The organism is Spirochaetota bacterium (assembly GCA_017999915.1).
Lineage (GTDB): Bacteria > Spirochaetota > UBA4802 > UBA4802 > UBA5550 > RBG-16-49-21.
In genome coordinates this window covers 121,593-148,018 of record JAGNKX010000009.1, presented here as the reverse complement: position 1 = coordinate 148,018, position 26,426 = coordinate 121,593, and the positions used below count along the sequence as shown (strand labels likewise).

At 54.7% G+C, this 26,426-nt stretch carries 22 protein-coding genes; 11 read left to right on the top strand and 11 right to left on the bottom strand.

What is annotated here, in order from left to right:
* Positions 1 to 479 precede the first annotated feature (479 nt).
* From KA369_14310 to KA369_14295, 4 genes are all read left to right on the top strand, one after another.
* A complete protein-coding gene (locus KA369_14310; protein ID MBP7737148.1) occupies positions 480 to 3,443 on the top strand; it encodes a formate acetyltransferase in 2,964 nt (987 codons plus the stop codon).
* Positions 3,444 to 3,697: 254 nt separating this feature from the next.
* The gene (locus KA369_14305) at positions 3,698 to 3,970 is read left to right on the top strand and encodes an RNA-binding protein (GenBank protein ID MBP7737147.1); all 273 of its coding nucleotides are present in this window, start codon (positions 3,698 to 3,700) and stop codon (positions 3,968 to 3,970) included.
* An 89-nt stretch (positions 3,971 to 4,059) separates the two neighbouring features.
* Complete coding sequence (locus KA369_14300; protein ID MBP7737146.1) at positions 4,060 to 4,224, top strand: hypothetical protein; 165 nt, start codon at positions 4,060 to 4,062, stop codon at positions 4,222 to 4,224.
* A 509-nt stretch (positions 4,225 to 4,733) separates the two neighbouring features.
* Positions 4,734 to 4,955, top strand: coding sequence for a hypothetical protein (locus KA369_14295; protein ID MBP7737145.1), 222 nt, complete (start codon positions 4,734 to 4,736; stop codon positions 4,953 to 4,955).
* A 214-nt stretch (positions 4,956 to 5,169) separates the two neighbouring features.
* Here KA369_14295 and KA369_14290 read toward each other — a convergent pair whose 3' ends face one another.
* Positions 5,170 to 7,020 (bottom strand): mucoidy inhibitor MuiA family protein, encoded by a 1,851-nt coding sequence (locus tag KA369_14290; GenBank protein ID MBP7737144.1) that lies wholly within the window; start codon positions 7,018 to 7,020, stop codon positions 5,170 to 5,172.
* 248 nt (positions 7,021 to 7,268) lie between these two features.
* Between KA369_14290 and KA369_14285 the strand changes: the two genes are divergently transcribed.
* Positions 7,269 to 8,159 (top strand): diadenylate cyclase, encoded by an 891-nt coding sequence (locus KA369_14285; GenBank protein MBP7737143.1) that lies wholly within the window; start codon positions 7,269 to 7,271, stop codon positions 8,157 to 8,159.
* 86 nt (positions 8,160 to 8,245) lie between these two features.
* On the opposite strand, the gene KA369_14280 is transcribed toward KA369_14285, so the two are convergent.
* Both KA369_14280 and KA369_14275 read right to left on the bottom strand, forming a co-directional pair.
* Complete coding sequence (locus KA369_14280) at positions 8,246 to 9,253, bottom strand: PAS domain S-box protein (GenBank protein MBP7737142.1); 1,008 nt, start codon at positions 9,251 to 9,253, stop codon at positions 8,246 to 8,248.
* Positions 9,254 to 9,358: 105 nt separating this feature from the next.
* A complete protein-coding gene (locus tag KA369_14275; protein ID MBP7737141.1) occupies positions 9,359 to 9,784 on the bottom strand; it encodes a hypothetical protein in 426 nt (141 codons plus the stop codon).
* 252 nt (positions 9,785 to 10,036) lie between these two features.
* On the opposite strand from KA369_14275, the gene KA369_14270 reads away from it, so the two are divergent.
* Positions 10,037 to 10,375: a hypothetical protein gene (locus tag KA369_14270; GenBank protein MBP7737140.1), complete on the top strand. Its 339-nt coding sequence runs from the start codon at positions 10,037 to 10,039 to the stop codon at positions 10,373 to 10,375.
* 11 nt (positions 10,376 to 10,386) lie between these two features.
* Here KA369_14270 and KA369_14265 read toward each other — a convergent pair whose 3' ends face one another.
* On the bottom strand, positions 10,387 to 11,289 hold the full coding sequence (locus KA369_14265) for an MBL fold metallo-hydrolase (protein MBP7737139.1): 903 nt from the start codon (positions 11,287 to 11,289) through the stop codon (positions 10,387 to 10,389).
* Between the two features lie 27 nt (positions 11,290 to 11,316).
* Complete coding sequence (locus KA369_14260) at positions 11,317 to 12,192, bottom strand: HDOD domain-containing protein (GenBank protein MBP7737138.1); 876 nt, start codon at positions 12,190 to 12,192, stop codon at positions 11,317 to 11,319.
* A 230-nt stretch (positions 12,193 to 12,422) separates the two neighbouring features.
* Here KA369_14260 and KA369_14255 point away from each other — a divergent pair, with 230 nt between their 5' ends.
* Positions 12,423 to 13,340: a glycyl-radical enzyme activating protein gene (locus tag KA369_14255; protein ID MBP7737137.1), complete on the top strand. Its 918-nt coding sequence runs from the start codon at positions 12,423 to 12,425 to the stop codon at positions 13,338 to 13,340.
* A gap of 10 nt (positions 13,341 to 13,350) precedes the next feature.
* On the opposite strand, the gene KA369_14250 is transcribed toward KA369_14255, so the two are convergent.
* Entirely contained in the window at positions 13,351 to 15,186 is a 1,836-nt protein-coding gene (locus KA369_14250; GenBank protein MBP7737136.1) for a hypothetical protein, read from the bottom strand.
* A 138-nt stretch (positions 15,187 to 15,324) separates the two neighbouring features.
* Positions 15,325 to 17,124 (bottom strand): SpoIIE family protein phosphatase, encoded by a 1,800-nt coding sequence (locus KA369_14245; GenBank protein ID MBP7737135.1) that lies wholly within the window; start codon positions 17,122 to 17,124, stop codon positions 15,325 to 15,327.
* Positions 17,125 to 17,438: 314 nt separating this feature from the next.
* Here KA369_14245 and KA369_14240 point away from each other — a divergent pair, with 314 nt between their 5' ends.
* Positions 17,439 to 19,019 carry an acyl-CoA dehydrogenase family protein gene (locus KA369_14240; protein ID MBP7737134.1) on the top strand — a complete coding sequence of 527 codons (1,581 nt, stop codon included), beginning with the start codon at positions 17,439 to 17,441 and terminating at the stop codon, positions 19,017 to 19,019.
* Between the two features lie 114 nt (positions 19,020 to 19,133).
* On the opposite strand, the gene KA369_14235 is transcribed toward KA369_14240, so the two are convergent.
* The 4 genes from KA369_14235 to KA369_14220 all read right to left on the bottom strand — a co-directional run bounded on the left by KA369_14235 (position 19,134) and on the right by KA369_14220 (position 23,682).
* Positions 19,134 to 19,754 carry a TetR/AcrR family transcriptional regulator gene (locus KA369_14235; protein MBP7737133.1) on the bottom strand — a complete coding sequence of 207 codons (621 nt, stop codon included), beginning with the start codon at positions 19,752 to 19,754 and terminating at the stop codon, positions 19,134 to 19,136.
* Between the two features lie 171 nt (positions 19,755 to 19,925).
* Entirely contained in the window at positions 19,926 to 22,172 is a 2,247-nt protein-coding gene (locus KA369_14230) for a molybdopterin-dependent oxidoreductase (GenBank protein MBP7737132.1), read from the bottom strand.
* A gap of 91 nt (positions 22,173 to 22,263) precedes the next feature.
* Positions 22,264 to 23,019, bottom strand: a complete 756-nt coding sequence (modA, locus tag KA369_14225; GenBank protein ID MBP7737131.1) for a molybdate ABC transporter substrate-binding protein — start codon at positions 23,017 to 23,019, stop codon at positions 22,264 to 22,266.
* A gap of 87 nt (positions 23,020 to 23,106) precedes the next feature.
* Positions 23,107 to 23,682: a PadR family transcriptional regulator gene (locus KA369_14220; protein ID MBP7737130.1), complete on the bottom strand. Its 576-nt coding sequence runs from the start codon at positions 23,680 to 23,682 to the stop codon at positions 23,107 to 23,109.
* 180 nt (positions 23,683 to 23,862) lie between these two features.
* Here KA369_14220 and KA369_14215 point away from each other — a divergent pair, with 180 nt between their 5' ends.
* The 3 genes from KA369_14215 (at position 23,863) to KA369_14205 (ending at position 26,388) form a co-directional block, all read left to right on the top strand.
* On the top strand, positions 23,863 to 24,528 hold the full coding sequence (locus KA369_14215) for a YdcF family protein (protein MBP7737129.1): 666 nt from the start codon (positions 23,863 to 23,865) through the stop codon (positions 24,526 to 24,528).
* A gap of 170 nt (positions 24,529 to 24,698) precedes the next feature.
* Entirely contained in the window at positions 24,699 to 25,241 is a 543-nt protein-coding gene (locus tag KA369_14210; GenBank protein ID MBP7737128.1) for a PadR family transcriptional regulator, read from the top strand.
* 70 nt (positions 25,242 to 25,311) lie between these two features.
* Positions 25,312 to 26,388, top strand: coding sequence for a 4Fe-4S binding protein (locus KA369_14205; GenBank protein MBP7737127.1), 1,077 nt, complete (start codon positions 25,312 to 25,314; stop codon positions 26,386 to 26,388).
* The last annotated feature ends 38 nt before the right edge of the window (positions 26,389 to 26,426 follow it).

Here is a 26,426-nt window from a genome sequence, read left to right as displayed (position 1 = left end):
ACCTCCGGAAGACTTTATATATATATTTATTTGGAAGGGGAAAAGACGAAAAGGATGAAAGTAACTTCACCATAATCGTCTTTTATCTATTATTACAACCCGGTTTAGTTTTTTGTCAAGACTTTTGAATCGTAAGGCTGAAATCTTCAGGCAGGTACCTATCGAGGGGAGAATGAAATTTTAACTTGTGCAAAAAATAGTATGACTTTATAATTACGGTCGATTAATATTTAGCCTTGGGTATAATTATTATATCAGTGATTTAGTAGGAAAGCTGTTTTTATTGGTTGTGTCATCGCGAGCACAGCGAAGCGCCCCTCGACTTCGCTCGGGGTACAGCTGGTTGCCAAGCGGAGCGATGCAGTGAGCCTGTCGAACTGTCGAGGCATACTTCGTCGCGGAGTTTATCCCGAGCCTGTCGAGGGGCTCCTCGCAATGATAGGGATTATGAATCTGATTCTGAAAATAGAGGTACTTCCATGAATTCCACCAACATCCTTGTCAGGTTCCTGCTCCACATGATGGCGGCGATCTACAACCGGCAGCCTACGAAGCGGGCCCTCCTGGGAAGCGATGACGGATGGATTAACTTCACCATCGGGGTGCGCACCGAGGACGCAGCCGTGGAGAGCGCCATCAGGTTTCGGGATGGATCGGTCACGGTCATGAAGGGCATTCCCGCCGACGCTGATTCGGTCCTGGTCTTCAAGGACGGCGCCTCCATCAGGGAGGCGATCAATCTGCCCCCCAATGAAATGGTTTTATTTTTAATCAAGGGCCGCCTCCGCATCGAGGGGAACTTCGTGTATCCCAATGTCTTCAATTTTCTGATCTCGCAGCTCCTGTATAAAAAGCATAAAAAGATGCAGGATAAATTGATCCGGGACCACGGCCGCCAGAAGCTGGCCGATTCCATGAAGAGTGACATCAGGCCTGCGCCGGCGGAGAAGAAGGTGCGCGAGGGGATGCTGAAGGCCCCGGCCCGGGACCCCGGCGTCAAGTGCCTTGAGGACCAGTATCTTCCCGAATATTCGCTGGCCGATTTTCCCCGCCTGAAGAAATTCCTGGACCTGCATTTCACCACCAAGCCGGAGATCTGCCACGAGCGGGCGCTGCTCATGACCCGGTGGTTTCGCGAGAACGGCTTCGAGAAGAAAATGGACGGCGCCGAGTGGCCGCCGGAGCTCCGCCAGGCCCATGCCTATAGGTACATGATGGAGAACCGAATGCCCATCATCAGGAAGGACGACCTTGTGGCCGGCACCTCCACCATGAGGGAGATCGGCGTCATCATCTATCCTGACGCGGTGGGCACCATGCTCTGGAGCGAGCTCGGCAACGTGGGGGACCGGGAGCTCAACTCCTACGCTATCTCGGAGGAGTCGAGGCGGATACTGCACCGGGAGGTGTTCCCCTTCTGGGTGGATCGCAATTTCCGGGAGTGGGTGCGGAAGGAGTACGGCAATCCCCTGTGCCAGCGCATCGACGAGCGCTTTGCCGTGTATTTCCTCTGGAAGACCGTGGCCCTGTCCCACACCATAGCCGATTTCCCGAAGCTCCTCAGGGTCGGGACAAGCGGATATATCGATGAGATCCGCGCCGAGATGGCGAAGACGCCGCCATCTGATAGCGCCAAGAAAAATCTACTGGAGGCCATGATCCTCTGCCTGGAGGGCCTTGCAGCCTATGCGAAGAACCTGTCGAAGCAGGCGGCGCTGGAGGCTGGCGCGGAGAAGGACCCCGCGCGGAAAAAGGAGCTGCTCCGCCTTGCCGAGATTTGCGTGAAGGTGTCGGAGCGGCCCTGCGACACCCTGGACGAGGCTGTCAACGCGGCGTGGATCGGGTGGGTGGGGCTCCACATGGAGAGCACCAACGCCGGCCTCTCCCTGGGAAGGATGGACCAGTGGTTCCAGCCCTATTTCGAGGCGGACATGGCGAAGTGCGCGACCAGGGAGGAGCGCGACGCCTGTGTCAGGAGGGCCATCGATCTCGTCGGGTGCTTCTACATGCGCTGCACCGACCATCTCCCCCTGGTGCCGGACATCGGCAACTACCTCTTCGGCGGCAGCTCCTCGGACCAGGCCATCACCCTGGGCGGCGTCACGCCGGACGGCGGGGACGCGGTCTGTGACATGACCTACATCTTCCTGAAGGTGACGGAGATGCTCAGCATCAGGGACCCCAACGTGAACGCCCGCTTCAACCGGGAGAAGAACAGCGAGGCTTACCTGAAGCGCCTCTGCGAGGTTAACCTGATGACGACGGCCACACCGTCCCTCCACAGCGACACGGCGGTCATGGCCTCCCTGGAGGAGTTCAACTACGATCCCCGGCACCTGCGCGACTGGTCCGCCACCGGGTGCGTGGAGCCCACCCTGTCGGGCAGGCACATCGGCCACACCAACTGCATGATGATGAACATGGTGGCGGCCCTGGAGATGGCCCTGAACGACGGCCGCCATCCCCTCATGAACTGGAAGGCGGGGCCCGCCACCGGCGCGGTTGAGACCGGGAGCTTCGGGACCTTCGAGGATTTCTACGGCGCCTTCACGAAACAGTTCAAGTTCCTCATCGACAATTCCATCGAATACAACAACATGCTCGGGAAGGCCCACCAGTACCTGCGGCCGACGCCCCTGCTATCGGCTCTGATCGAGGGACCCATTACAAAGGGAGTCGACGTGACAAAGGGCGGGGCCACCTACAACAGTTCCGGCGCGGCCTGCATCGGCCTGGCGGACATCACCGATTCTCTCATGGCGGTGAAGACACTGGTGTACGAAGAGAAGAGGATCACGCTCCCGGAATTCAAGGAGGCCATCGACGCGAACTACGAGGGATATCCCCAGGTGCATGCCATGGTGATGAGCCGGGTGCCGCGCTTCGGTTCAGGCAGCGAAGAGGCCCTGGCCATGGCCCAGCGCGTGGCGCGGTTCGCCCATGACGCGTACTTCGCCCATGAGAACTACCGGGGAGGCCGCTACACGGCCGGTTTCTGGTCCATGTCGAACCACGTGATTTTCGGCAACATGACCGGCGCCCTCCCGTCGGGAAGGCTCGCGGGCAAGGCCTTCACGCCGGGTCTCACGCCGGAGCCGAACGCGTCGAAGAGCCTCCTGGACAACATCCGCGACGTGGCGCGCCTCGACCCGAAGACCATGAACAACAACATCGCCTTCAACGTGAAGATCGTGCCGGGCCCGAGCGACACCCACGAGGCCATGGTGAACAACATGTTCTCCTACGTGAGGACCTACTTCGACCTGGGGGGGATGCAGATGCAGATGAACGTGGTCTCCTCGGCGGTCCTGCGCGACGCCATGGCCCACCCGGAGAACTACCGGAACCTCATCGTGCGCATATCGGGCTACAACGCCTATTTCGTGACTCTCAACCGGGAGATGCAGATCGAGCTGATCGAGCGGGCGGAGTACGGGGTGTGAGGATTGCCGCCTGCCCGCAGGATGTTGTCCCAATTGAATAGGAAAGCCGGATGCCGTGAGGCCCCCTTCGATGTAACAATACGACAGCCCTGATGTCAGCTTAATCAATCATCCGGGAAAAAGGTACTTGCACTTTCAGGCATGATATGAGACAATGAGCCTTATCTGAACTACAATACCCCCATGTCAATAGAAAAGGTTCTGGACAGGGGCCTTAAAATTTGATCAGAAATACACGTATGGAGAAAATGAAGATGAATATCTATGTGGGAAACCTGTCGTACAAGATGACGGATGAAGATCTCAGGAAATTGTTCAGTGATTTCGGGACGGTTGCGGAAAGTAAAATTGTCAGCGACAGAGACACCGGTCGTTCAAAGGGATTTGGATTTGTTGAAATGCCGAACCAGGCTGAGGGCGAGGAGGCCATCAGGCAGTTGAATGGAAAAGAAATCGAGGGGAGAAGCATTAATGTTAATATTGCCAAGCCCAAAGAAGATAGGCCGCGCAGGACCCAGCGGTATTAACAAGCTGATGCATGCTATTATTTCCCTTCCGGAGAATTACCCAATTTTCCGGAATGGCATCAGTAATATTAAAATTAAGGATTAAGACATTGGCCAGAAACAACTATCAGTATGAAAAACGACAGAAAGATATTGCCAAGAAAAAAAAGCAGGATGAAAAACGGCAGAAAAGATTAAACAAAAAATCAGACACCGATATACCTTCCGAAAATATTGATGAAACTGCAAACACCGATGAAGTAGTTAAGGACTAATCTATATCTTCATTCCCGAAAATCCGCAGAACCCAGGGCGACCATCCCCGCGCTGATGAAGGTAATGGGAGCGCCCTTCAGGTTCATCATCCGGTATAAAAGCCCTTGTGCTACCACCCAATCATTGAATGATTTTCATAAATATTTTTACTTGATTTTTTATAATATCTTGGGAATATATTTAAAATTCACCAACAATGAACGTGGGCATGTATGGATGTATATCTTTTTGAAATAATGACACCGCTTAAATTTACTATTCACACGACCGGTGAATATTGGCACAAATTACTGAGAAAACATCCGGAACTTGAAGGAAAATTAGACGATATTAAAAATACGATCCAAAAACCGACTGAAATATGAAAAAGCAAACGGGACGAACTGATCTTTTTATTCTATTCTGAAAGTGAAAAATATTGGCTTTGCGCGGTAACAAAAAGAATTGGACTTGAAGGTTTCCTTGTTACTGCGTATATTACTGATAGAATCAAAGAAGGGGAAACTGTATGGCGGAAATAAAGGTGTTTTTTGAACCTGAAACTGAGCTCATGACCATTTTCTGGCAAACTCCCAGAAAGAATCAGCTATGCACTGAATTGGATGATGGAATTATTTTGATCAAGGACTCTGATACTAATGAACCCATAGGCATTGAGCTCTTGTCATATAAGCCTGAAGACAACAGAATCAGTGGTATTTCATTGCAAATCGAAAAAGTTTCCGCATAATCGGTTATTTCCTGAATTCAAGCCCTCAACTGTTGTCTGTATCAAAGATTATCTGATAAAATCGTAATATAGGAAAAGGCCCTTGTGCTACCAGGTAGCACGTGACGCAATGGGCATTGTCTGAAATGATTATGGCGCTACTGAAGCCCCATTGCAAGCAAAACGTTTCGGACAAGCGCTTTTTCAGATTTTTGCCGTTACTACCAAGCCCGTATCAGTACTTCTTCGTCCTCAGGGCCGGCGCCTTTTCCTGCTTCTGGTATTCTTCAGCGTCATATTCCTCCGCCGCGCCCCGGGACAGCTGCTCCAGATAGGTCGAAGGGGCCAGGTGGGTCCGGAAGAACGCCGCTTCCTGGCCCTTGGGGACCGTGACCGTGAACGAGAAATTAAGGTTCACCGTCTCTTTCGATTTCATCGGGAATTGCCACTTGCAGATGCCCTTCTTGTCCCGCACCTGCGGCGCGTGGGAGAACTCGACGTTCTTTATCTCGATCTCGCTGGTCCTGCTCACCGGCAGCTGGTCGAAGATGTTCATGGTGATGTCGCCGCCGCTGTAATTTTCGATCTTGATCAAGAACCTGTAATTGATCTTTTTCGTGTTGCCCAGGAACCCCGGCTCTATCTCCTCCTTTTCCTCCAGCGAGCGGGTGACCCGGATGTTTTCGTTGACGCTCAGGATCAGCTCGAAATTCTGGCCCGGAAGGATATTGTCGGTGAACGAGGACCCGACGAAATCATTCCCCATGAAGATGTTGAGGTCGCCCCTGAGGATCGGCGTGTCCAGCGTGTTGGATCCCACCGCCTGGAGAAACGCGTGGGTGTTCAGTTTCGGGATGCAGAGGTACTCGAATTTCACCGGCAGCGCATGCCTGCTGATGGGGGTCCGGTGGGGGGACCCGTCGCTCGGGATATCGGCGCGCTTGGGGACATGAAAAACAAGGGATCCCACCTTGCGCTCCGCGCCCCGTTCAGGAGACGTGTCGCTGATCGCCTCGTCGCCCCGTTTCCCGCTTTTGCCGCCCATCCCGTCGATATTGTCAAGGATGGCCTTGTTGAGCTGCTGCTGGGAAGCGTAGCGGTCCCTGCCCTTGCGGGAAGACCCCTGAGGCATTTTCGATGAGAGCGTGGCGTACACCGGTATCAGCTCCGGGAGATAGCCCCGCACCGCGGGCTGCGCCGTTGAAAAGGAAATTTTCGCGTTTTCCCATGATTCACCGCTGCTTTGCGCGACGACCCCGTATCCGGTAAAATCGGTCCTTTTCTCCTCGGTGAAAACGCGGATATCGTATCCCGGGTTCCAGGAGATGTTCCGGTTGAGGTATGACACTTCCATGATAACGGGCCCCCGCTGCTGCACTTCAACGGTCACCTTGATGAACTTTTTTCGTGTCAGGGTATTGAAGGCGCCCTGCATTTTTGTGAGCTTTTCCTTCGCCAGGGCGATCTTTTTATCCAGGCCGTCCAGGGCCTGCTCCTCCGACTGGAGCGCCGCGGCGTTCTCCATCTGCTTCTTCTGGAGGTAGGATAGCATGCGGTCGTAATCCTCGACCGCCAGCCTTGTCTTATACTGCAGTCCCAGGGCCCTGGCGCCGCCTCCCTTGGCGGCGTGCGCCGGAACCCCGAGGAAGCTTTCACTCACGCCGTCGAGGTATTCCGCCGCGCGTTTTAGCACGGCAATGCGGTTATCCGCCGTTTTTCGCCTGTACTCAAGCTCCTGAAGATGCTGCTGGGCCTTTAACACGTCGCTGTCGGGCGATTGTTCCAGGTGGCTGGTGCGCACCTCGACATCCAGGATCTTGACGTCGCCCCGGGTCGACCTCGCCCGGACGCTGTCGTCCAGGAGCAGGGACGGCATGTTGTTGAACAGGATCTCGTAGGCCCCTGCCTCCAGGTCGCCGCACGGAGCCACGCGCGTCACCAGGGCGCGGTCATGGTAGACCATGACGCGGTCCACCTTCGAGACCGGCGTTACTTCTCGCTTCTGTTCCGCCCGGACCAGGGGATGGCGGCCGATCCCGGCATACAGGGCCAGCATTATCAACAGTATGGACAACGTGGTTTTCATAGTGCATGCTCCAATACTTTATTATAATGGATGATATGACACCGTCAGGCTGAGCTATTGTATCAGGGGACTGCCGGAATTAAAAGCACTTTTATACTGTCCCCCTTGGGCGCATTCAAGCCTCATACCGTTAGATCAATGATCCTATTGTGGGGTTCTCAAAATATTACCCGCCTGTAACGGTTCATCCGGTTAAATAATTTACATAATTCAGTGATGTATGCATACTGCCCCTGTTTGGAGGATTGATGGACCAGCGGAGCGTCATGGTGGAAAGCGCGATCGGTATCGCCGAAAAGGCCGGGTGCGGGCATATATTCATTTTTCTCGATACCGTATCGGACTGCAAATGGTTTTCACGGCAGAAATTTTACGGAGACAGCCGAATGGCGGTCGTGGTTCCGCGCGCCCTGGCCTTTAGCGAAAAGGCGCTTGCGAAAAAGGCCTCCGGGGTGATCAGGAACTGGCCGGGCAACCAGAGCCGCTTTTCCCGCATAAAGTACGCCTTTCTCCAGGGGGTTTACGACGGGGTTATCACGCCGGAGGACAGGATTGTCTGCGTCCTGGGGCCATCGGGCAAAAGCCATCTCGATACCGTTACGATACATGATCTTTCACTCTCGTGGAGCGAGGAATTTCCGTTCGAAGTGAAACCGCTGTTTGACACCGGTTTTTTCCATACGATCATGGCCGTGATCGACATTGCCCTCGATGTGGGGGCCCTGGGCAGGGAAGGGAAACCCGTCGGCACGATTTTCGTGATAGGGGATTCCAATACGGTGATGAAGCATTCGCACCAGGCGGTCTTTAATCCGTTCAGGGGCTATGATAAGAAAGAAAGGATGATCTCGCGGCCCGAGGTCGTGGAGAGTCTCAAGGAGCTCGCCAAGCTCGATGGGGCGATTGTGGTTTCTGCCGACGGAAAAGTTGAGGCGGCGGGGCGCCATCTCGATGCGGGAGGAAAGAAGTCGAGCTCATTCCGGGGACTCGGGGCGAGGCACCGCGCTGGTGCCGGGATCACGCTTGAAACCGCGGCCGTGTCCGTTGTCGTTTCCGAAAGCACGGGCAGGCTCACCATCTTCCATAGGGGAAAGCCGCTGGCCTCCCTGGAGCCGCTTATCAGCAGACGGCTCATGTAGCTCCCTGGCATGGCATGCGCCAGAGCGTTGTGGGCCGCGCCGCCTGAAATCACCGGGGGCAGAAGCTGTTTGAAGTGTCGGAACGTTCACCCCCGGGGGAAATCCAGAATGAACCGTGAGCCGTTGCCGGATTCCGCCTTGATGGTTCCCCCCATCTGTTCTGTCAGCATCACAATGAGCTGCAGACCGAAACCTTGCGGCTTGTTCAGGCTGAATGATTCGGGCAAACCGCGGCCGTTGTCGGAGATCTCTATCACAACATGGGCGTCCCTGACACTCGCCTTGAATCGTATTGTCCCCGGCGCATCGGGAATGAAAGCATATTTCATTATGTTCGTGATGAGCTCGTTTATTATGATGCCTATGATAAAAATGTGATTTTGCTCAAGGGAGAAGTCTTCTATCTCTTTCTGGACTCTAACAGACCCGCTATGCGGGAATAGGCTTACTATTTCATCCACGAGGTCGGAAAAATAATCACTGATATTCAATTCGCGCGTGTAGTGCGTCATGTGAAGCTTGTCATACAGAACCACCATGCTCTGTATGCGGCTTTCGGCGGCCCGTAGCGCGGAAATGGCTTCCTGATCATGCAGGGTGTTTATCTGCAGTGCAATCATGCCTTTAATGGCGCCCATGTTGTTTTTAATACGGTGATGAACCTCCCTTAGAATGAGCTCCTTCTCCTCAAGAAGCGCGTTGATTTTTTTCTCCATCCTTTTCCGTTCGGAAATGTCGTGAATCACGGAGAAGAGCAACGACTGACCCTTTATGGTGACGGGGGAGGAGTATACCTCCACGGTATGAACCTCTCCATTGGCGAGTTTATGGGGGAACTCGAAATAATTCCTTTCTTCCGATACCGCTCTCATCAGCTCCTCTTTAACCTCATCCGGCGGCAGTATATTTATTTGAGCAATGGACATGCCGCGGAGTTGTTCGATTGAGTACCCGTAGAAATTCTCGGCGGCGTGATTGGCGTATAAAATTCTGCCTGAGTCGGGCTCAATCAGGAGCATTATCGCCTTATGCTGAAGAAACATCTGCTGATAGATTTCGTTGTTTTCAGAAAGGAGATCCTTTACCCACGGCATATGGCACCCCGTACTTTAAACATGGGATTACTTTAATAGTAGCAATAAAGCGAGTGAATATCAAATTTCGAGAAACTTATCCGGAACCCCGGGTCCCAAAGTATATCAATCCGGTTTTTTCCCTGTATCCGCTTCGCCGGTTTCAAAGATTCCCGTCCCCCATAAGCCTCCCGGGACTCCCCCATGCTTTTTAAATGCGGCGATAACCACCTGTCCCTCGGCGAGGCCCTTCGGGACCGGAGGGAGGATGTAATGAACGCTGCGGCATCCCATGCCACGCCTCCAGAAATGGACGCTGTAGGAAAATGTTATCCTGTTTTTCGTGAACGATCCCTTCCTGATCTCAACGGGGACCAGCTCTATGCTGTGGCTTGTCGAGCATGTTCCCGATGAGGTTTTTATCTTCGAGACCTTTGCGGTCATGACCAGGTCGGCTTCCTCGATGATCTCATCATGACCCTTCTGGTACGCCTTATGGGCCATGAGGAATACGGGGAGGATCAACAGAACGGACAGCAGCAGTTTTTTCATGGGGCCCTCCGTGTGACAATTCGTAAACCGTGAATGATGTTAAGGCCGTTCGCCGAAATTGGCAAGATAAAAATAGGGCGCGTAAGGCCGTTTATGACCCGCTTGGCCCGGAAGCATCAATGCCCCCGGCCAAATCTTTTTGTGTTGAAATTATCCGTCATCTGTCATAAACTGATTCAGATAAGAGTCATGTTGTCCCCTATGCCGATGCTGATAGGAAAGTAAAAAAATTAATAAACAAGGATACGTCATATGGATAACTTTGAAGCTTTTCTTGAAAAAGTGCGCGGGCAGATACCTTCCTCATATAAATGGGAAAGGGACGACAGAATGAATGCGTGGCTTGTTGTCATAAATATAAGTGATTCGGAAAAAATAAAGGAAAGTATTGCCGGGCTGTTTGGCAACATATGGGACTCATCGTCCCTTGGCAAGGCATCTAAGCCCGAGAAAGCAGCCGCAAAGTCCTTCGGGGGCATTCAAAAAGGACAGCTGCTTTTCACGGCCCTTGAAGGCGATTCCGTTTTCTTCGGCGCATGGTGGCCCTGGGGCGACGGCACCAAGGTTTCGCTACGAGTGGGGTGTTTTTAACTGCAGGGCCGTTACAACTCCATCCCTTCCTTCGCGAAGAGTATGTTCATTTCGGTCTTTCCGCGCGCCATTTCACGGTAGCGCGCCTCGAGCTCGTCGAGCTGCGCGTCCGTCCGCTCCGGGTCGTGATGGGTGAGGACCAGCGTTTTCACCCCCGCCTTCGCGGCGGAGTTGATGGCAACCTCGTAGGACGAGTGTCCCCATCCGAGCTTGCCCGCGAGGTATTCCTTGTGCGTGTACTGGGCGTCGTGGATCACGATGTCCGCGCCGCCCATGAATTCGATCACTTTCCGGTTCTGCTCGTCCGCGACCTTCTTCCCCTCTTCGGCGGCCACGGCGTCGTAGTCGGGATGGGCGGGATCGGTGATGAAGAGATTGCGAAACGGCTCATGGTCGAAGAGGGTGACCAGGGTCTTTCCATTCTGGGTGAACCGGTAGCCGAGGCAGGCGATCGGATGGTTCAGGTATTTTGATTTCATCGTAATGCCGTCTCCAAGATGGAGCTCGGTTTCCTGGAGGCGGTGCCAGCTTAGCTGGGCCGCGAGCTCCGCGGATGCGACCGGGAAATAGCGGTACTGGAGTTGGCCCCCGATCACCCTGTCCAGCGGCTCGTCCTCGAAGGTGACGGGGCCGAAAATCTCGAGCCTGGTGGTGGGAATATAGATCGGCGTGAAAAAGGGGAACCCCATGATGTGGTCCCAGTGCGTGTGGGATACGAATATCTGGGCCTTGATGGGGCCTTGTTTGAAATCGGTCCCCATGATTTTCCCGCCCAGCGGCCGTATGCCGCTGCCCGCGTCGATAATGACGAGACGGTTTCCCGGATCGAACCGGAGCTCGATGCAGGTCGTGTTCCCGCCGTATTTCGCGGTTTCCGGACCGGGGGAGGGAATGGAGCCCCTGGTCCCCCACATGATGATCTTCACGCGCTCCTCCCTTCGTCAGGATGCTATTTTCAGGAAGATCTTTGCCCGCTCGATCTCCTGCTTTACCTGCGGTTCGAGGGCGGTGATGGATTCCCACGTCACTCCCAGATACCGGAACACTTCATCGGGAGGCTTGACGGGGTAGCGGTCGCCCGCGAACCCGATTTCCATTATGTTGACGAAATAGTTGGCGAGGGCCACGGTATAAACGACATCCTTGAAACGTCCCTGGTATTCACCGACATTGTGATGAAAACGGGCCGAGTCGAGGATCTCATCGCCGAGTTTCCAGGCCTCCATGATAAGACCGCCCGCCATGGAGTGGTTGAATTCCATGACCGATATTTCCGCCTGGTACAGCGAGATGAATCCATGGTCCGCCTTGTCGAGGGCCGCCTGGAACGATTCTGGCGTCTGGTTGTTCAGCGGGATCTTGCCGATATCGTGAAGGAGGCCGCAGATGAAATAGTTTTCCTCTTCCTTCGAGTCTATTTTACGCGTCCTGGCGATGAACTTCGTGGTGACGCCTACGCCGAGGGAATGGCGCCAGAACTCCTCCATGTCGATGACCTGTTCTTTGCCTGATGAAAGCCCCGAGTTGGCCAGGACGGCAGTGGAGAGGGCCAGGTTTTTGATGGTGTTCAGCCCCAGCATGATGATGGCCCTTACCAGGGAGGTGATCTCGTTAGGCAGGGAGTAGTAGGCCGAGTTAATGAGCTTCATCACCCGCGCCAGGAGCACCGGGTCCAGCGAGATCACCTTGTTCAAGTCGTTGGGATTCGTGGCCGGGTTCTGGCATATCTCCAGTATTTTGCCGATACTGGTAGGCAGCGGCGGCATGCGGTCGATATAATTGGAGATTTTTTTTATCAGCTGTTCGCCCTTAAGCATCGAGTTTGACCTGTATTATTGTTAATATATGGGAAAATCCCCTTATCAGTAAAAGCCCACGGGATACAATGGACCTAACGTGAACTATTATTGTAGATCAAATGGTGAAGCCCCCGTCCAGCATTTTTCCTGTTGACATGGGCAAAAGTTTTAGCGGATAATACGGATCGTTCCACCGTTACAGTACCCGATGAAGCGGTAAAAACCTTGAATGTATCTTCAAGAGAAACATGAATACGACAGTACCCGCTCCTCTCATCTTCGAAATAAAAGGGAATTCCCTGGACGACGGCCCGGGGATCCGCACCGTGGTCTTTTTCAAGGGGTGCCCCCTCTCCTGCGAATGGTGCCACAACCCGGAGAGCCAGCGGCGGGAGATCGAGCTTTCCTTCGAAGGCAAAAAGTGCGTCGCCTGCGATACCTGCGTCGGCCTCTGCCCGGAAAAGGCGCTGGATCGTAAGAACCCCTATTTTATCGACCGGGGCAAGTGCTCCCTCTGCATGGCCTGCGCCGACGCCTGTCCCTCCGGCGCCCTGTCCGCGGTGGGACAGGCGATGTCCGTGGAGGAGATCGTCCGGATCGCGGAGAAAGACATCCCCTTCTTTGCGAATTCCGGCGGCGGCGTCACCCTTTCAGGGGGAGAGCCGACCCTGTTCATGGACTTCACCGCGCGCCTGGCCGGCGAGCTCCGGAAGAGCGGCATCGCCGTGCTCCTGGAAACCTGCGGCCACTTCAACCGCGACGCTTTCATGGAGCGTATCTATCCGCACCTGGAGATGATTTTTTTTGATATCAAGATAATCGACCCGGACGAGCACCGCCGCCTCTGCGGCCGGCCCAATGACGTGATACTGGAGAATTTCAGGAGACTGCACGGCGCCTTCCTGGATGGCGGGATACCCGTGCTGCCCCGGGTGCCCCTCATCCCGGGCCGCACGGCCACGGATGAAAACCTTTCCGCCATCGCCGCTTTTCTGAGGGAGCAGGGCGCGCGCAGGGTGGGCCTGCTGCAGAACAATCCACTCTGGTTTGAAAAGAACGAAATACTGGGCCGCGCCGCAGCCGGCACCGCGGACATGCGGGGCTGGATCGACCGGGAGAGGATGGGCCGAATACGCTCCTTCTTCGGCGGCTTCGAGATCGTGTAGGTGCCCGGCCTCAGTCGTTTTTGATCTTGAAGCGGGACACGACCGACCGGAGCTCTTTCGAGTTGTCCCCGAACTTCGCCGCGGCGTCCTGGATTATCGCGGCCTCTTCGGCCGTCGACTGTGAAATGGCGTTGATCGAGGTGACCGATTTCATGAGCTCGTCGTTGGTGTGTTTTTGTTCCTGCGATGAATTCTTTATGTCGCTGGAGATCCCGTTCAGCTCGTCTATCTTGAGCTTGATCTCCTCGTTCATCTTCATGAGGTCCTGCGTGAAGTCGAATACCTTCCCTATCACGAGGTCGATGGCGCCGATGCTCGCCTTCATGCTGTGAAAGGTGTCCACAGATCCGCTCATCTGCGAGAGCTCGGTATTGATGTTCTTCGTGTGCTCGCTTATCTCTTTTTTTATGATCTTCGCGAGCTCCGTGGTCCTGTCCGCCAGCTTGTTGACCTCGTCGGCGACGACGGCGAATCCCTTGCCGTGCTCCCCGGCCCGCGCCGCCTCGATGGCCGCGTTGAGGGCGAGGAGGTTGATCTGGTCCGCGATGTCGTTGATCATGCCCGCCGTCTGGTCAATGGTGTCCATGTACCCGATGAGGTTCGAGATGGTGGTGACCGACTTGTTGATCTGCTTTTCTCCTTCCTCCGCGATCGAAACCGATTCCTTCGCCTTTTCGCTCAGGGTCCAGGTCTCTTTAGCCAGCATGTTGCTCTTCTCGCTTATAAGGGATATGTCGTTTTTGACCGACATCGATTGCTCGACCTGTCTCATGACGCTGGTCATGTTCGATTCCGACGATGCCGCCATTTCCTCGAAGGAGCTGGTCAGCTCCTCGATAATGGCCGCCAGCTCGCGGGCCCGGTCGGACTGGTTGTACGATGATCTGACCAGCCCGCCGCTGGATTGATCGAGGGTTTCGACCGTTTCGGAGATCGCCTCGACCAGGGACTTCAGGTTGTTCCTCATCTTGAACACCGACATGTTGATGAGGGTCAGCTCGTCCATGATGGCGATTTTTTCGGACGCGGCCACGAGGTCGCCGTCGCCGACTTTTTTCAGGAACCTGAGGATGATGGCGACCTTGTTGATGATGGTCCTGTTGAGCACCGAGGCGACAAGGATCGCTCCGCCCAGGCCGATGAGGCCCATGAAGGAGAGCTTCAGGTACACCATGGTCGTGTCCACGTTGAAGCTCGCCATGAAGCCCACGAAATATGTCAGGAGGATTGAGAAGGGAAGGAACGATATCATAAGGATAGACAGGGTGAGCTTGGTGAGGAGGCTCATCCTGTTTTTTATCTTATCCCGGGGCCACCGCGGGAAGCAATTGGTCTGGAGAATCTTCTGGACGAAGAGCTCGGTCAGCAAATAGTAGAGGACGGCCCCCAGGGGGGCGTTGATGACGATCATCATCCACATGCCGAAATCCTGCTGCGGCGACGTATTGCCCAGGATCTGCATGGGTATGACCACTCCGCCGAGGGCGAAAACCCATCTGAAAAAGGCTCCGATGCTGTGGATAAGGGGAAGGTAGAGCAGGCGGCGATGAGCCTTTTGATACTCATCATCGGTGCATTCGTCGCCGCGCAGGATCTTGTTGAAGTAGCGGACAATGGGCCGTATCGCGATAGTGTTGTTTATCTGCGTTGTGAAGACGGATGCCACGGCGATAATGGCGACCACCTTGATTAACAGGCTGAGCTGCTCGCCGGTGAAACTGAGATTGGACCAGATGTAGAAAAGGATAAGGGGGACTATGATGAAATAGCTTAGTCCCTCGGTCCGGATATTGAACTTTAAAGCAAAGCTCTTAATCGTTTTTTTGTCATCTTTTGGGTCAGTCATTGTATATCTCCTCCTGCGAGCTGATATGACGACCCCCCCGCACTTCTGCCCTATGTTGACTAATTGCATTATGCAAATAATATATTTCAATCATTAATTATTTTTTTCACAGGATTATTTAAACCTGGCGCCCTCTCCCTATTTTCGTTGTATGATGATAACGGTCAGGTCATCCTTGAGGGGAGCGCCGCCGCGGTGGTCGCCGAATGCCCTCAGGATGTGGTCCAGGATATCCCGGGCCGAGCCTTTCGGGGCCGTTCGCAGCGCCTCCATGATCCCCGATTCGCCGAAGGTTTCGCCGCTGACGCCGGCGGTTTCGATCATGCAATCGGTATAGAGGAGGAGGCAGTCGCCGGGGCCGAGCTTCAGGGAAAGGGAGGGGAACGTCTGGCTGACGCCGGCCACGCCGATGAAGGAGGACTTGTTTTCGACGCCCGATTTGGCCATGATCATCCCCACCCTGCCGGAGACCCCGGACCTGAAGACAATGTCCGGATGGGCGCAGTTGACGTACTCCACGCGGTCATCCATGAACCTCAGCAGGATTCCCGTGATGAAGTTGTCGATCTGGCCGAATTCCCCGATCATCTCGTTGTTGATGCTTTCAATGATGACGCTCAGGGGCCGGTCTTTCTGGAAATAAAAATGCCGTGAAATGATCGATTTCGAGAGGAGGGTCAGGAGTCCGGAGGAGAGGCCGTGGCCGGACACGTCGAAAATGCCGGCACCCTTCAGCTCGCCGTCACTCCCGTAAAAATCGAAGAAGTCGCCCGATACCTCGCTCCAGGGATTATAGGCGAAGGCGATGTCATAGGACCTGCAGGAGGGAGGCTCCTTCGGCAGGAAATCGCTCTGAATGCTCGCCGCCAGGGCCATGTCTTTTTTTCGGATACGCTCCGTGTCCTCGAGCTCCCTGTTGACCCGCATCAGGTTGTCGTTCATGGCCTCCAGCTCGCTCATGGCCGCTTCCAGCTCCTCGGTCCGCTCCGCCACTTTCTTTTCCAGGTTGACGTTCATGTCGATGAGGAGGTCCCGGGCCGTGCCGAGCCTCTTCCTCATGTCGTCCACCTCGGCGATGACATCGCTGAACTCGTCATGGGACACGAGCTCCCGCGGCGCGGCGTCGAGGTTGCCGCCGCCGATGCGCTTCAGGAAATCCGTCACGGTGTTCATCCGATCCCTGATGGCCAGGTTGAGGAGGATCGGCGTGAAGAGCCCGAACAGGATCGAGATGCCTATGATGATGCCGACCCGCACGTAGAGGAGGGTGGTGCCGATATTGTTGGTTTCCATCGTGATGTAAATGAAGAGAAAGAGCAGGAACACCGGCAGAAGCACGGCCGATACGGAGAGCACCGTGAGCCGCCGCACCAGGCTCAGGCGGGACGAGTGATCGGCGCCGCTTTTCCCGGCGAAGACGCCCCTGTTGATGACGCTCTGAACGTACAGCTCCGTTATCGTGAAGTAGGACATGACGCCGAGCATCGAGCAGAGGGGCGGCCCCAGCCACATGTTGACCGCCTGGGGAACCGTGAGGTCGGCAAGGATGTTGAACACGAGGACCGGGAGCGACAGGAGCAGCAGCCACCGGAACAGGGCGCCGACGGCGTGAATCATCGGGAGCCTGAAGAAGCGCTTGCGCGCCCGATCGTATTCCTCCTCCGGGACATCCAGTCCCCGGGAGGCTTTCTTGAAATACCTGAGGACCGGCGCCAGGACAATGAGGTTGTTCACCAGCACGAAGACGATGCCGAAGACGAAAAAGGGGGGCCATACCCTGTTGAAGAGAGCAAGCTGCTCCGGTGTAAGCTGGATGTTGGACCACACGTAGAAGAGCACAACAGGGACCACCACGAAAAAGCTGATGCCTTCCGTGAACAGGTTGAAGAGTATGTAAAAGCGTTTCACCGCCTTTTTATCGAAGCTGTTTTCCGTCATTCGCACTGGACCTCGCCAAACACCACGATACAATTTATTTTCATGACACGCTCCTCGTTTCATGGAAGATCTTGATGGCGATAAATGCTGAATAAACCGTTATAGAGATTATTAATGAAGGTTATTCTGTCAATGTAAAAAGTATTATCGGGCGGATTGCGCGCAAAACATTAAGCGGCACAATACATGACAGCTTGCTGCGGGGTATTTGAAAATCCAAGGATATTACAATATTAAATGGCAAAATTTTAGTTTGACAAAAAAATAACCAATGGTAACAATAGTGACCAATGGTTATCATCAAGGAGAATAAAATGTCATTCCCAAACAGAAACAATCCATACGACTTTAATACATTCCTGGAATGGAGAAACGGCGTCGATTATTACGCCGACGATCTATTCTTGCAGAAAGTCCTCAGGCACTATTCCGGCGCCGCCTGGGAGGAGGCGGACCGTGAAGCGAGAAAGACTTCGAAAAAAGCGTCATTCCGGTGGCGTGACATGGCCGTGTCGATCGCCGTTCCTGAAAAAAGGCCGTTCATGACGCATTACGACGGTCATCACAACAGGATCGACAGGATCGTACGTCCCCGTGAAACAGAGATCATGGAAAAGGAAGTGTTCGGGGAGAAACTGTTTTCCGACGAGTTTTCCCCCTGGGTGAAGCTCATTCGAATGATGATCATCTATCAGAACGGGGAGGCCTGCATCGCCTGTCCGGTTACCTGCACGGAAGGGCTGGTGAAGCTCCTTGAGAAATACGCGGATACGCCTGAGACAAATCAGATTCTCCGGCACTGCAAAGAGGGCATTGACGGCGATTTGGCCATCGGCGCCCAGTACCTTTCCGAAATACACGGCGGCTCCGATGTCCCGGCCAATGTGCTCGAGGCGGTCAAGGAGGGCGATACCTGGCGACTCTACGGCGCCAAGTTCTTCTGTTCCGCGACCCACGCTGACTATGTCGTGGTAACGGCCAAGCCTTCCGGCTCTGAAAAGGTGGCGCTTTTCGTCATGCCTTCGTGGCTTCCGGGCAATAAAGAAAAAGAGATCCGCAACGGCTACACGATCGACAGGATAAAATGGAAAATTGGCACCAGCGAACTGACAACGGGGGAGCTGACCTTCAACGGGGCTGTCGCCTATCCCGTCGGGCCCCTGGACAGGGGGGTCGCCAATGTGGTCGGCATCGTGCTGACCTATTCCAGGCTTACCGTCGGTCTCAGCGCCGCGGCGTTCATGTCACGGGCGTCAAGGGAAGCGAAGAAGTACAGTGAATTCAGGGAGGCTTTCGGCATGGCTGTGGGTAATTTCCCCCTCGTCAGGGTCCAGCTACGGGATATTGAGAACGCTACAAAAAGGACCTCGGCCGGCGCGTTCAAGCTCTATAATGAATTCCTGGGCCTTGATAATGATGCGGGCGATTCCATGGAACAAAAGAAAAGAAAATTCAAGGTCCGCGAGCTTATCATGCTTCAAAAAATAGCCGCCGCCTGGGATTCGACCGACGTCATCAGAACGGCCATGTCGATCTTCGGGGGCCACGGCGTGATGGAGGATTTTTCCTCCCTGCCGCGGCTTTACAGGGATTCGGCCATCAACGAGCTCTGGGAGGGACCACGGAATGTGCTCCTGACCCAGATATTCAACGACCTTAAAAAAGCCGCAGGCTGGTACGGGCCGGCTGAATTCATTTCCGACCTGTTATCCGATTCGGACGCCGCCACCGTTAAAAAATTCGCGGCTGAAGCCGTATCGCTCCTGTCGCATCCCAATCTTTTCCAGCCGGACGAGAAGACGCTGGAGGTCTGCCGAAGCTGGGACAATTTTTGCCATCGCTTGTTCCACGCCTACCAGGACATGGCGCTGGCTGAAGTTGAAGGGAAGAATTGATGAGTTGTGTATAAGTCAATGATTCTGGTTCACTCCCCGCGGTCGTGAACAGCGGGGAGCGAACGACTGGTTAAAATACCCCGCAGTAAGCTACGGGGGTTGCGCGCGCTGGGATCAATCTTTAAATTTTGACGCTATTATTTTCCCTATTTTTCTCATATGGAGCGCCACGTCTTTCTTGCTTCTCCCCGGATAATTCCTGAAGGTAATGAGAACGCCGTTCATTGATGCGAAGAAGGCGTGAGAGAGCATCCTCTTGTCGCCCTTGACGTTGAGCTTGGCGAAAAGTTTTTCCAGCTGGTCCAATAGCAATCTCTCGGTCGTGTTGAGCCTCTTTAATAATTTCGCGTTAAGGGACCCGTCGAGCATGAAGTGTGTCATCATTCTGAAATACTGGTCGTCTTCGATGAGATAGGTGATGAACTGGTCGGTTATTGCCTCAATGCTGACCTTTTCGTTATTGTCTATGAGGTCGCCGAAGAAGCTGATTATCTTCTCTCCGCCCCTGATAAAGGCCTCGACGAAGAGTGTCTGCTGGTCGGGAAAATATCGGTATATCGCGGCGTGGGAAATGCCGGCCTCACGGGCGATGTCCCTGATACTCACCTGGTTGAAAGGCTTGTTCGCAAAGACGCGCTCAGCCGCCTGAATGATATGCTCCTGGCGCACTTTCCTTTCCTGGATTTTCATGGAGGCGAAGGGGCTGGCAGTACCGGCTGATATTTTCTTTTTCATTATCCAGTGTTGCTGTTGATAAATAATAGACTTGCTGCAATACTGATGATTGGCTGAATTAATTTTTAACAGTTATACACCAAGTCTATTGTTTACTGATATGCTTTATCGGAATTTGTCAAGAGTATTAACAAATAGAAGCGGCTGGATAAATTGCAACTGTTATTAATATTAACCTCCCTGAATCTTCTCCACCCTGCACGGAATATACCGGTGGAACGGTGTTCCGGCGAACCGGTCCCTGTGGGAGCCGCTGGAGAGCCGGTTGGCGTTGGCGCCGCAGGCCTTCCCCTGGTACTCGAGTCCGAAGCCGTGGGGGATCATCACGTATCTTTTACATGTCTGGTCCGTCACTTCGAGCTCGACCTCGACGGACCCCGCCTCGGTGGATACTCTCACCATGTCGCCGTCTTTGAGGGAGAGCTTATCCGCGTCGGCGGGATTCATAATGCAAGTGCAGGCCCGCTTCCCCTCGTTCCATGCCGGATCGCGCATGATGGTGTTGGCGTTATAGGGCATGTGCCGTCCCGACGAGAGGATGAAGGGATACTGCGCGTCGAGTTCCAGCTCCCGCCTCTCCCTCTCTGTCTCGATCTCCGAGAGCCACTCCTTCATTTCAGGAGCATGGACATTGATCTTCTTGTCCTCGGTGCTCAGGTCTGAGAAGTTGTCCTCCGGGTCTGATTTGCCTATCCAGAGCCCTTCGGGATGGTCCATGATGGCCTTGAATATCTCCTCTCCCATGAGGGGGCCCTTGGCGAAGCCGGCCCGGACCGCGCACTTCTTGAAGCTACCCGGCGCGGCCATGAGCATTGCCCAGAGATTGGCAAGGTTCCCGGACCCCATCTCTTTTCCCAGGGTTTTTGCCACGATAAAGGGCATTGCTTTCAGGGCGGCCGGATTGGCCTTGGCGAAGTTCATCAGCTCCATGCCGAACTTGAGCCTGTTCTCCTTCGCGGCGGCATAAAGGGCTTCCGGTATCTCCGGGATGAGTCCCATTTTATCGGCTATGCGCAGGTGGATCTCGCCGAGCTCAAGGCATTCACCATCGGGCTCCACCACGGGCCGCCTCATCTGGAAGTAGATCTCCGGCCAGGTCCAGGTAAAGAACGTGGAGTCCCATGACTCGTACCCGGTCCTTGCCGGCAGCACGTAATGGGCGAGCTTCGCGGTTTCCGTCATGGCGACTTCGAATACCACCAGGAGCTCCAGCTTCGAGAAGGCCTTCTCGTAGGCGGTCGTGTCCGCGAAGGAGCGGAGAGGATTGCACTGGGTGCACAGGACAGCGCGGAGCCTGTCCGGTCCATCGCTCAGTATCTCTTCCGGCATCACGTTCGGCGGGAAGACCCCCGCCAGGGCGGGATACCCGGTTTTACGGGTGCGCCAGGTCTTCTCGTCCCGCTCGTCGCTGTGGCCCACGATGGGCATGAGCATTCCGGGGATGACATTCCCACCGGGAACGCACAGGTTTCCGGTTATGGTGAAAAGGATTATTTCAAGATAGAGCGTCAGTGTGCTGTGGCGGTTCATGTATACGCCCAGGTCCGGGTGGCAGCAGGCCTTCCTCAGTCTCAGCTGCCTGCAGACTTCTTTCACCTGTTCGTAATCAAGGCCGCAGAATTCGACGGCCGCCCGGGCGTTAAAGCCGGCGAACCAGCCTTTGATCTCCTCATAGCCGGATACGTGGTCCCGGATATATTCTTCGTCGGTCCATCCCTCATCGATCACGATGGCGATCATTGCCTTGGTGAGCAGGGCGTCGGTCCCCGGCCTGACGGCCAGGTGTATGTCGGCGATCTCGGCAGTTTCGGTCTTTCGCGGATCGATTATCACCAGGAGCTTGTCCGGATTCTTAGAAAATTCCCGGAGGAAGAGCGGGGCCCGCGGCAGCTGGTGGCTCACCATGCCGTTCCAGCCGATACCGACGAACATGTCGCAGTTGTGCTCGTCCGGTATGGCGAACTTGTACTGCTTGCCCGTGGCCCGGCCGTAGGCCCAGAAGAGGCCGGTTAGCTCCTGGCCGAGGGCGTTGTAGTGATACCTCGAACCGATCGATTTCATCAGGGTCACGCCGGAGGCGGCCTCGAAGTGGCAGCCCTGGCCGCCGCCCCCCATGTAGGCATAGGAGTGCGGGCCGTTCTTTCCTGTTATATCCTTCAGCTTCGCGGCGATTTCGTCTATCGCCTGGTCCCATGATATGCGCTCAAAGCCTCGCTCCGTCCGCTTCAGGGGAAACTTCAGCCTGTCCTCATGGTGCTGGTGGTGGGCGATCTTCATCCCCTTGCGGCAGACGTAGCCCCTGCTCCGGGGATTGTCCCTGTCGCCCTTGACTTTCACTATGCGGTTGTTCTCGATCTCAACCTCGAGTCCGCAGTTTTGCGCGCAGAGAATGCATCCGGTTTTGTGCCAGGTGCTCATATTATTCTCCTGTCATGGTTTTTTAACAGCGTATAGTAATCGGGGATTTTCTCCCTTCCCCGCAGCGATGCCGTGTTCATTGCCTGCATGCTCAGTCGACGCCGAAGCCGTTCTCCTTCAGGATTGATTTGCCTTTTGGCGATAACACGAAATTATGGAATTCCCCGCATGGCTTGTTGCCGCGCCCATTTTTGAGGATCACCATTCCGTGCTCGATGGGGGAGTGGAGGACCGGATCGATCTCGACCCAGTATTTTCCATTCCGGTATTTTTTCATTGCCGGCGTGTAAAGGGCGGACATGGATATGAGCCCCGCGTCCGCGGATCCGAGGGCCAGCGACGCGGCCTGCATGACGTTTTCGGTGGTAATGAGCCTTTTAGGCGTGCCGATGCCCATGTTTTTCAGGGTCTCGATCGCAGCCGTTCCGTAGGGAGCGGTGCGGGGATTGGCGATTGCGATGAGGGACCCACTGTTTTCTGAAAGAAAGGCGCGGCTGGTGCCGCGAATCCCTTTTTTGCTGAAAAGGATCAATCGTCCCCGGGCGTATATCACCGGGGCCTTGACGGCGAATCCCCTGTCGTAGACCCTTCCGGGGCGCTCCATGTCCGCGGCCAGGAATATATCATAGGGAGCGCCGTTCAGTATCTGCGCCGTCAGCGTGTCGCTTGCCGACGGTATGATATCGATGGTCAGTCCGGGATGGGTCTTCACGAATTCCTCCACGAGCATCTCGGTTGCGTGTTTCATGCTGGACGCGGCGGCAATGGCGAATTTTTTATTCGCCGACTCCTTCTGGCATCCCGTGATGAGGATTATCGTGACCAGTGCCGTTATTACTTTATTCATGGTTTTAGATTCAATCCTGTCTTTTATAATATCTTGCAGGGCAGGTGTCACCGTCTGCGAGGGAATATGCCTCGCCGAAGATCGTGTTCATTGTTTTGCTTTCACTCTTTTCCTGTTGTTCCCGGAGGGCGCAAAGAATCCCTCCATCTCCCTGAGCCAGCGCACCCGCGTCTCCAGGCTCATGATGCAGTACCTGACGATCATCAGGTGTAGCTCTTCGAAATTCCGGCTCTTCATGTCGTCGTAGGCGTTCTGGAAATCCCCGATGGTCACTTCGGTCTCGGCGATCTGGCCCCTGAGCTTATCCGCTGAAGCCGCGGCGTCCAGGAAGCGGAAGTACATGCACTTGTTCAGGAACTCGTCCTTCCGTATCATCTCGTACCGGAAGGCGCGCTCCTCTCCCTCGGCGCCGGTGAGCCAGGAGGTGAATTCCTTCCGTCCCGCCGGGGTGATGTGATAATTGTGCCGGTTGGGGCCCGATTCCCGGTATTCGATTTCCTTTTTTATGAGGCCCTCACCGGTCATCTTTTTGAGAAGGGGATAGAGCTGCCCGTCGTTGATGCCGAATTCCTCCAGCACCTTTATCGTGCCTTCAGACCTCAGGCTGTATCCGTGGGCGGGGCCGCTCATCAGCGCTCCCAGTATCATGTGTTTTGTCGACATATATATATCCGATATACCTTACTTATAAGATATATCAGGCATCTGGCATTTCCTGTCAAGCATGTTTTTGCCGCCGCTCTGTCATGCGCCGGAGATGCTTTTTCATCTTGCAATTTTTTACGGTGCCGATGATAGGGTTAACAGTGGAAATGACAAAGCCTCAAATATGAATCATGGCGAATGATGAAAAAGTTTAAGATACTACTCGGCATAGCTGCCGTCCTGCTGATCCTTTCCCAGGCCGTCCTGGTTTCGATTTACCTCCAAGTCCGCGGTGAAGCCGGAAAATATATCGTGGAGGAGATCGGAGACGTTCCTTGCGCCGCAACATGCATTGTCCTTGGCGCCGCGGTGTACGAGGACGGCAGGATCTCCGACGTGCTCTACGACAGGCTGGCGAAAGCCCTGGATCTGTACCGGGCCGGTAAAGTGAAGAAAATCCTCCTGAGCGGCGACCACAGCACCTTTGAATACAACGAGGTGAGGCAGATGAGGGATTTCATGGCGCGGAGGGGGGTGCCGCCCGGGGCCCTTCTGCTGGACCATGGGGGATTCAACACCTACAGCTCCATGGTGCGGGCCCGCAGGGTCTTTCACGCCGATGACTGCATCGTGGTGACACAGCGCTTCCACCTGCACCGGGCCCTGTATATCGCGCGGCGCGTGGGGCTCCGGGCCTGGGGCTATCCGGCTGACCGTCGGCGCTACCTGTACAGGAAGCGCTACGCCGTGCGGGAATACCTTGCCGGCGTGAAGGCCTTTCTGGACCTGCTGGTCGGCCGGGAGCCGCAATCAGAGGGAAGAGCCGTACCCCTGACCGGGGAAGGCCCTCGGGGCCGTGACTGATCGCAGCGCGCCCAATTCCAGAACCCTGCTACGGGATGAGAGCGCGCAAAACAGTATTTTGCCGGCCCACCTTAATCCATTTTCGGATTGTAAAAATTAAGATTATCTTGTTGACAATAAATATATCATAATGATATATATCACTATGATATAATATACGGCGGTGGGGTATGCCGAAATCCAATAAAACGAAATACGCGATCCTGGGGCTTCTCGCGTCAGGCCCGCGGTCGGGATATGACATTAAAAAGACCGTCGACCACAGCATCGGCTTCTTTTGGAATGAAAACTATGGCCACCTCTATCCGATCCTGAACCGGATGGAGCGGGGAGGACTGCTGTCGATGACGCAGTCAGGCAGGGCGTCGGGACCGGTGAAAAAAGTGTATGCCATCACGGCGCGAGGTAAAAAAGAGCTTCTGGCGTGGCTCAGAACGCCGGTTGACGATCAGCCGATACGGAATGAGCTCCTGCTCAGGATATTCTTCGGCAGGCGTGCTGGAGCCGGGGACGTTAAAAATATGGTGCGTGCTGAAAAAAAGAAGAACCAGGAGCTGGTGTCTATTTTCAATGAGATAAAATCAGGCATAGAAAGAGGCAATTCGAGTGATGCGCCCTACTGGGCGATTACCCTCGATTTTGGAATACGCAAATCAGAAATGATCATCCAATGGTGCGACGAGACACTGAAGGCGCTGGGACGCATGAAGTGAGCCGTGCCGGACAGGCGCTTCCATATCTTCGATAAACATGAAAAATGATGTCATCACAAGGAGGTATTGTATGGAGGACCAGGTATATTACAGGCTGCGTGAGGTGCTTGATACCATTCCGAACGGCTTTCCCGCCACCGAGAGCGGTGTCGAGATCAAGCTGCTGAAAAAGATCTTTACCGAGGAAGAAGCTGAGCTCGCCATGAAGCTCAAGCTGCAGTTCGAAACCCTTGATGATATTGCAAAAAGGACGGGTCTTGACCGCGGCTATCTTGATACCACGCTGCGCGCGATGAATCAGAAAGGGCAGGTCTTTCGTATCAATTTCGGCGGGACTTCCGTTTTCAAGCTCCTTCCGTTCGTATTCGGCATCTATGAATTCCAGCTTCCCCGGATCGACCGGGAATTCACCGAACTATTTGAACAATACTCCAAAGAGGCGTTCCAGAAGGAATTCTTCAGCCGGACGCCGGCCCTCATGAAGGTGGTGCCCATCGGTGTTGATGTTTCTCCCGACTCAACGGTCGAACCCTATGAAAGCGTGGTAAAGCTCATCGAAGGGGCGAAATCGTGGATGGTCAACGAATGCGTCTGCAAAAAGGAACGGGCCCTCATGGGCCATCGGTGCGACCGGCCTATGGAGGTCTGCCTTGCCTTCGCACCGGTGGAACATGTATTCGATAATGTAAAGACGGGGCGCGCCATCACTAAAGAGGAAGCGTACAGGATACTGAAAGAGTCGGAGGAGGCCGGTCTCGTTCACCAGGTGTCGAATACGGCGACGGGCCATATCTATATCTGCAACTGCTGCGAATGCTGCTGTCTGCCGCTTCGCAGCTTCAAAGAGATCGGCACAAACGCGACGGCGCGCTCAAACTACCGGGCAGCGGTAGATGCAAGTATCTGCACCGCCTGCGGAGTCTGCGTTGACCGCTGTCAGGTGGATGCGATCGAGGTGGGAGAGTGCGCAGTCATCGGAGATTGCATCGGCTGCGGACTCTGCGCGACATCCTGCCCCGCCGGAGCGATACGGATGGTCCGGCGTGATCAGGCCGAACAGTTGCCGGTTCCCAAAACCGAGCTCGAGTGGTTTCAAGAGCGCGCAAAATCCCGCGGCAAGGGAGATGAATACAAACGCATGCTGTAACGTGCATCCCCCAGGGGCTCTGAATCCGGAGCATCCCG

Bases quoted from the DNA above. Each gene is read 5' to 3' on its own strand.
- KA369_14310 (MBP7737148.1), top strand. From the start codon at position 480: ATGAATTCCACCAACATCCTTGTCAGGTTCCTGCTCCACATGATGGCG.
- KA369_14305 (MBP7737147.1), top strand. From the start codon at position 3,698: ATGAATATCTATGTGGGAAACCTGTCGTACAAGATGACGGATGAAGAT.
- KA369_14295 (MBP7737145.1), top strand. From the start codon at position 4,734: ATGGCGGAAATAAAGGTGTTTTTTGAACCTGAAACTGAGCTCATGACC.
- KA369_14290 (MBP7737144.1), bottom strand. From the start codon at position 7,020: ATGAAAACCACGTTGTCCATACTGTTGATAATGCTGGCCCTGTATGCC.
- KA369_14285 (MBP7737143.1), top strand. From the start codon at position 7,269: ATGGACCAGCGGAGCGTCATGGTGGAAAGCGCGATCGGTATCGCCGAA.
- KA369_14280 (MBP7737142.1), bottom strand. From the start codon at position 9,253: ATGCCGTGGGTAAAGGATCTCCTTTCTGAAAACAACGAAATCTATCAG.
- KA369_14275 (MBP7737141.1), bottom strand. From the start codon at position 9,784: ATGAAAAAACTGCTGCTGTCCGTTCTGTTGATCCTCCCCGTATTCCTC.
- KA369_14270 (MBP7737140.1), top strand. From the start codon at position 10,037: ATGGATAACTTTGAAGCTTTTCTTGAAAAAGTGCGCGGGCAGATACCT.
- KA369_14265 (MBP7737139.1), bottom strand. From the start codon at position 11,289: ATGTGGGGGACCAGGGGCTCCATTCCCTCCCCCGGTCCGGAAACCGCG.
- KA369_14260 (MBP7737138.1), bottom strand. From the start codon at position 12,192: ATGCTTAAGGGCGAACAGCTGATAAAAAAAATCTCCAATTATATCGAC.
- KA369_14255 (MBP7737137.1), top strand. From the start codon at position 12,423: ATGAATACGACAGTACCCGCTCCTCTCATCTTCGAAATAAAAGGGAAT.
- KA369_14250 (MBP7737136.1), bottom strand. From the start codon at position 15,186: ATGACTGACCCAAAAGATGACAAAAAAACGATTAAGAGCTTTGCTTTA.
- KA369_14245 (MBP7737135.1), bottom strand. From the start codon at position 17,124: ATGACGGAAAACAGCTTCGATAAAAAGGCGGTGAAACGCTTTTACATA.
- KA369_14240 (MBP7737134.1), top strand. From the start codon at position 17,439: ATGTCATTCCCAAACAGAAACAATCCATACGACTTTAATACATTCCTG.
- KA369_14235 (MBP7737133.1), bottom strand. From the start codon at position 19,754: ATGAAAAAGAAAATATCAGCCGGTACTGCCAGCCCCTTCGCCTCCATG.
- KA369_14230 (MBP7737132.1), bottom strand. From the start codon at position 22,172: ATGAGCACCTGGCACAAAACCGGATGCATTCTCTGCGCGCAAAACTGC.
- modA (MBP7737131.1), bottom strand. From the start codon at position 23,019: ATGAATAAAGTAATAACGGCACTGGTCACGATAATCCTCATCACGGGA.
- KA369_14220 (MBP7737130.1), bottom strand. From the start codon at position 23,682: ATGTCGACAAAACACATGATACTGGGAGCGCTGATGAGCGGCCCCGCC.
- KA369_14215 (MBP7737129.1), top strand. From the start codon at position 23,863: ATGATGAAAAAGTTTAAGATACTACTCGGCATAGCTGCCGTCCTGCTG.
- KA369_14210 (MBP7737128.1), top strand. From the start codon at position 24,699: ATGCCGAAATCCAATAAAACGAAATACGCGATCCTGGGGCTTCTCGCG.
- KA369_14205 (MBP7737127.1), top strand. From the start codon at position 25,312: ATGGAGGACCAGGTATATTACAGGCTGCGTGAGGTGCTTGATACCATT.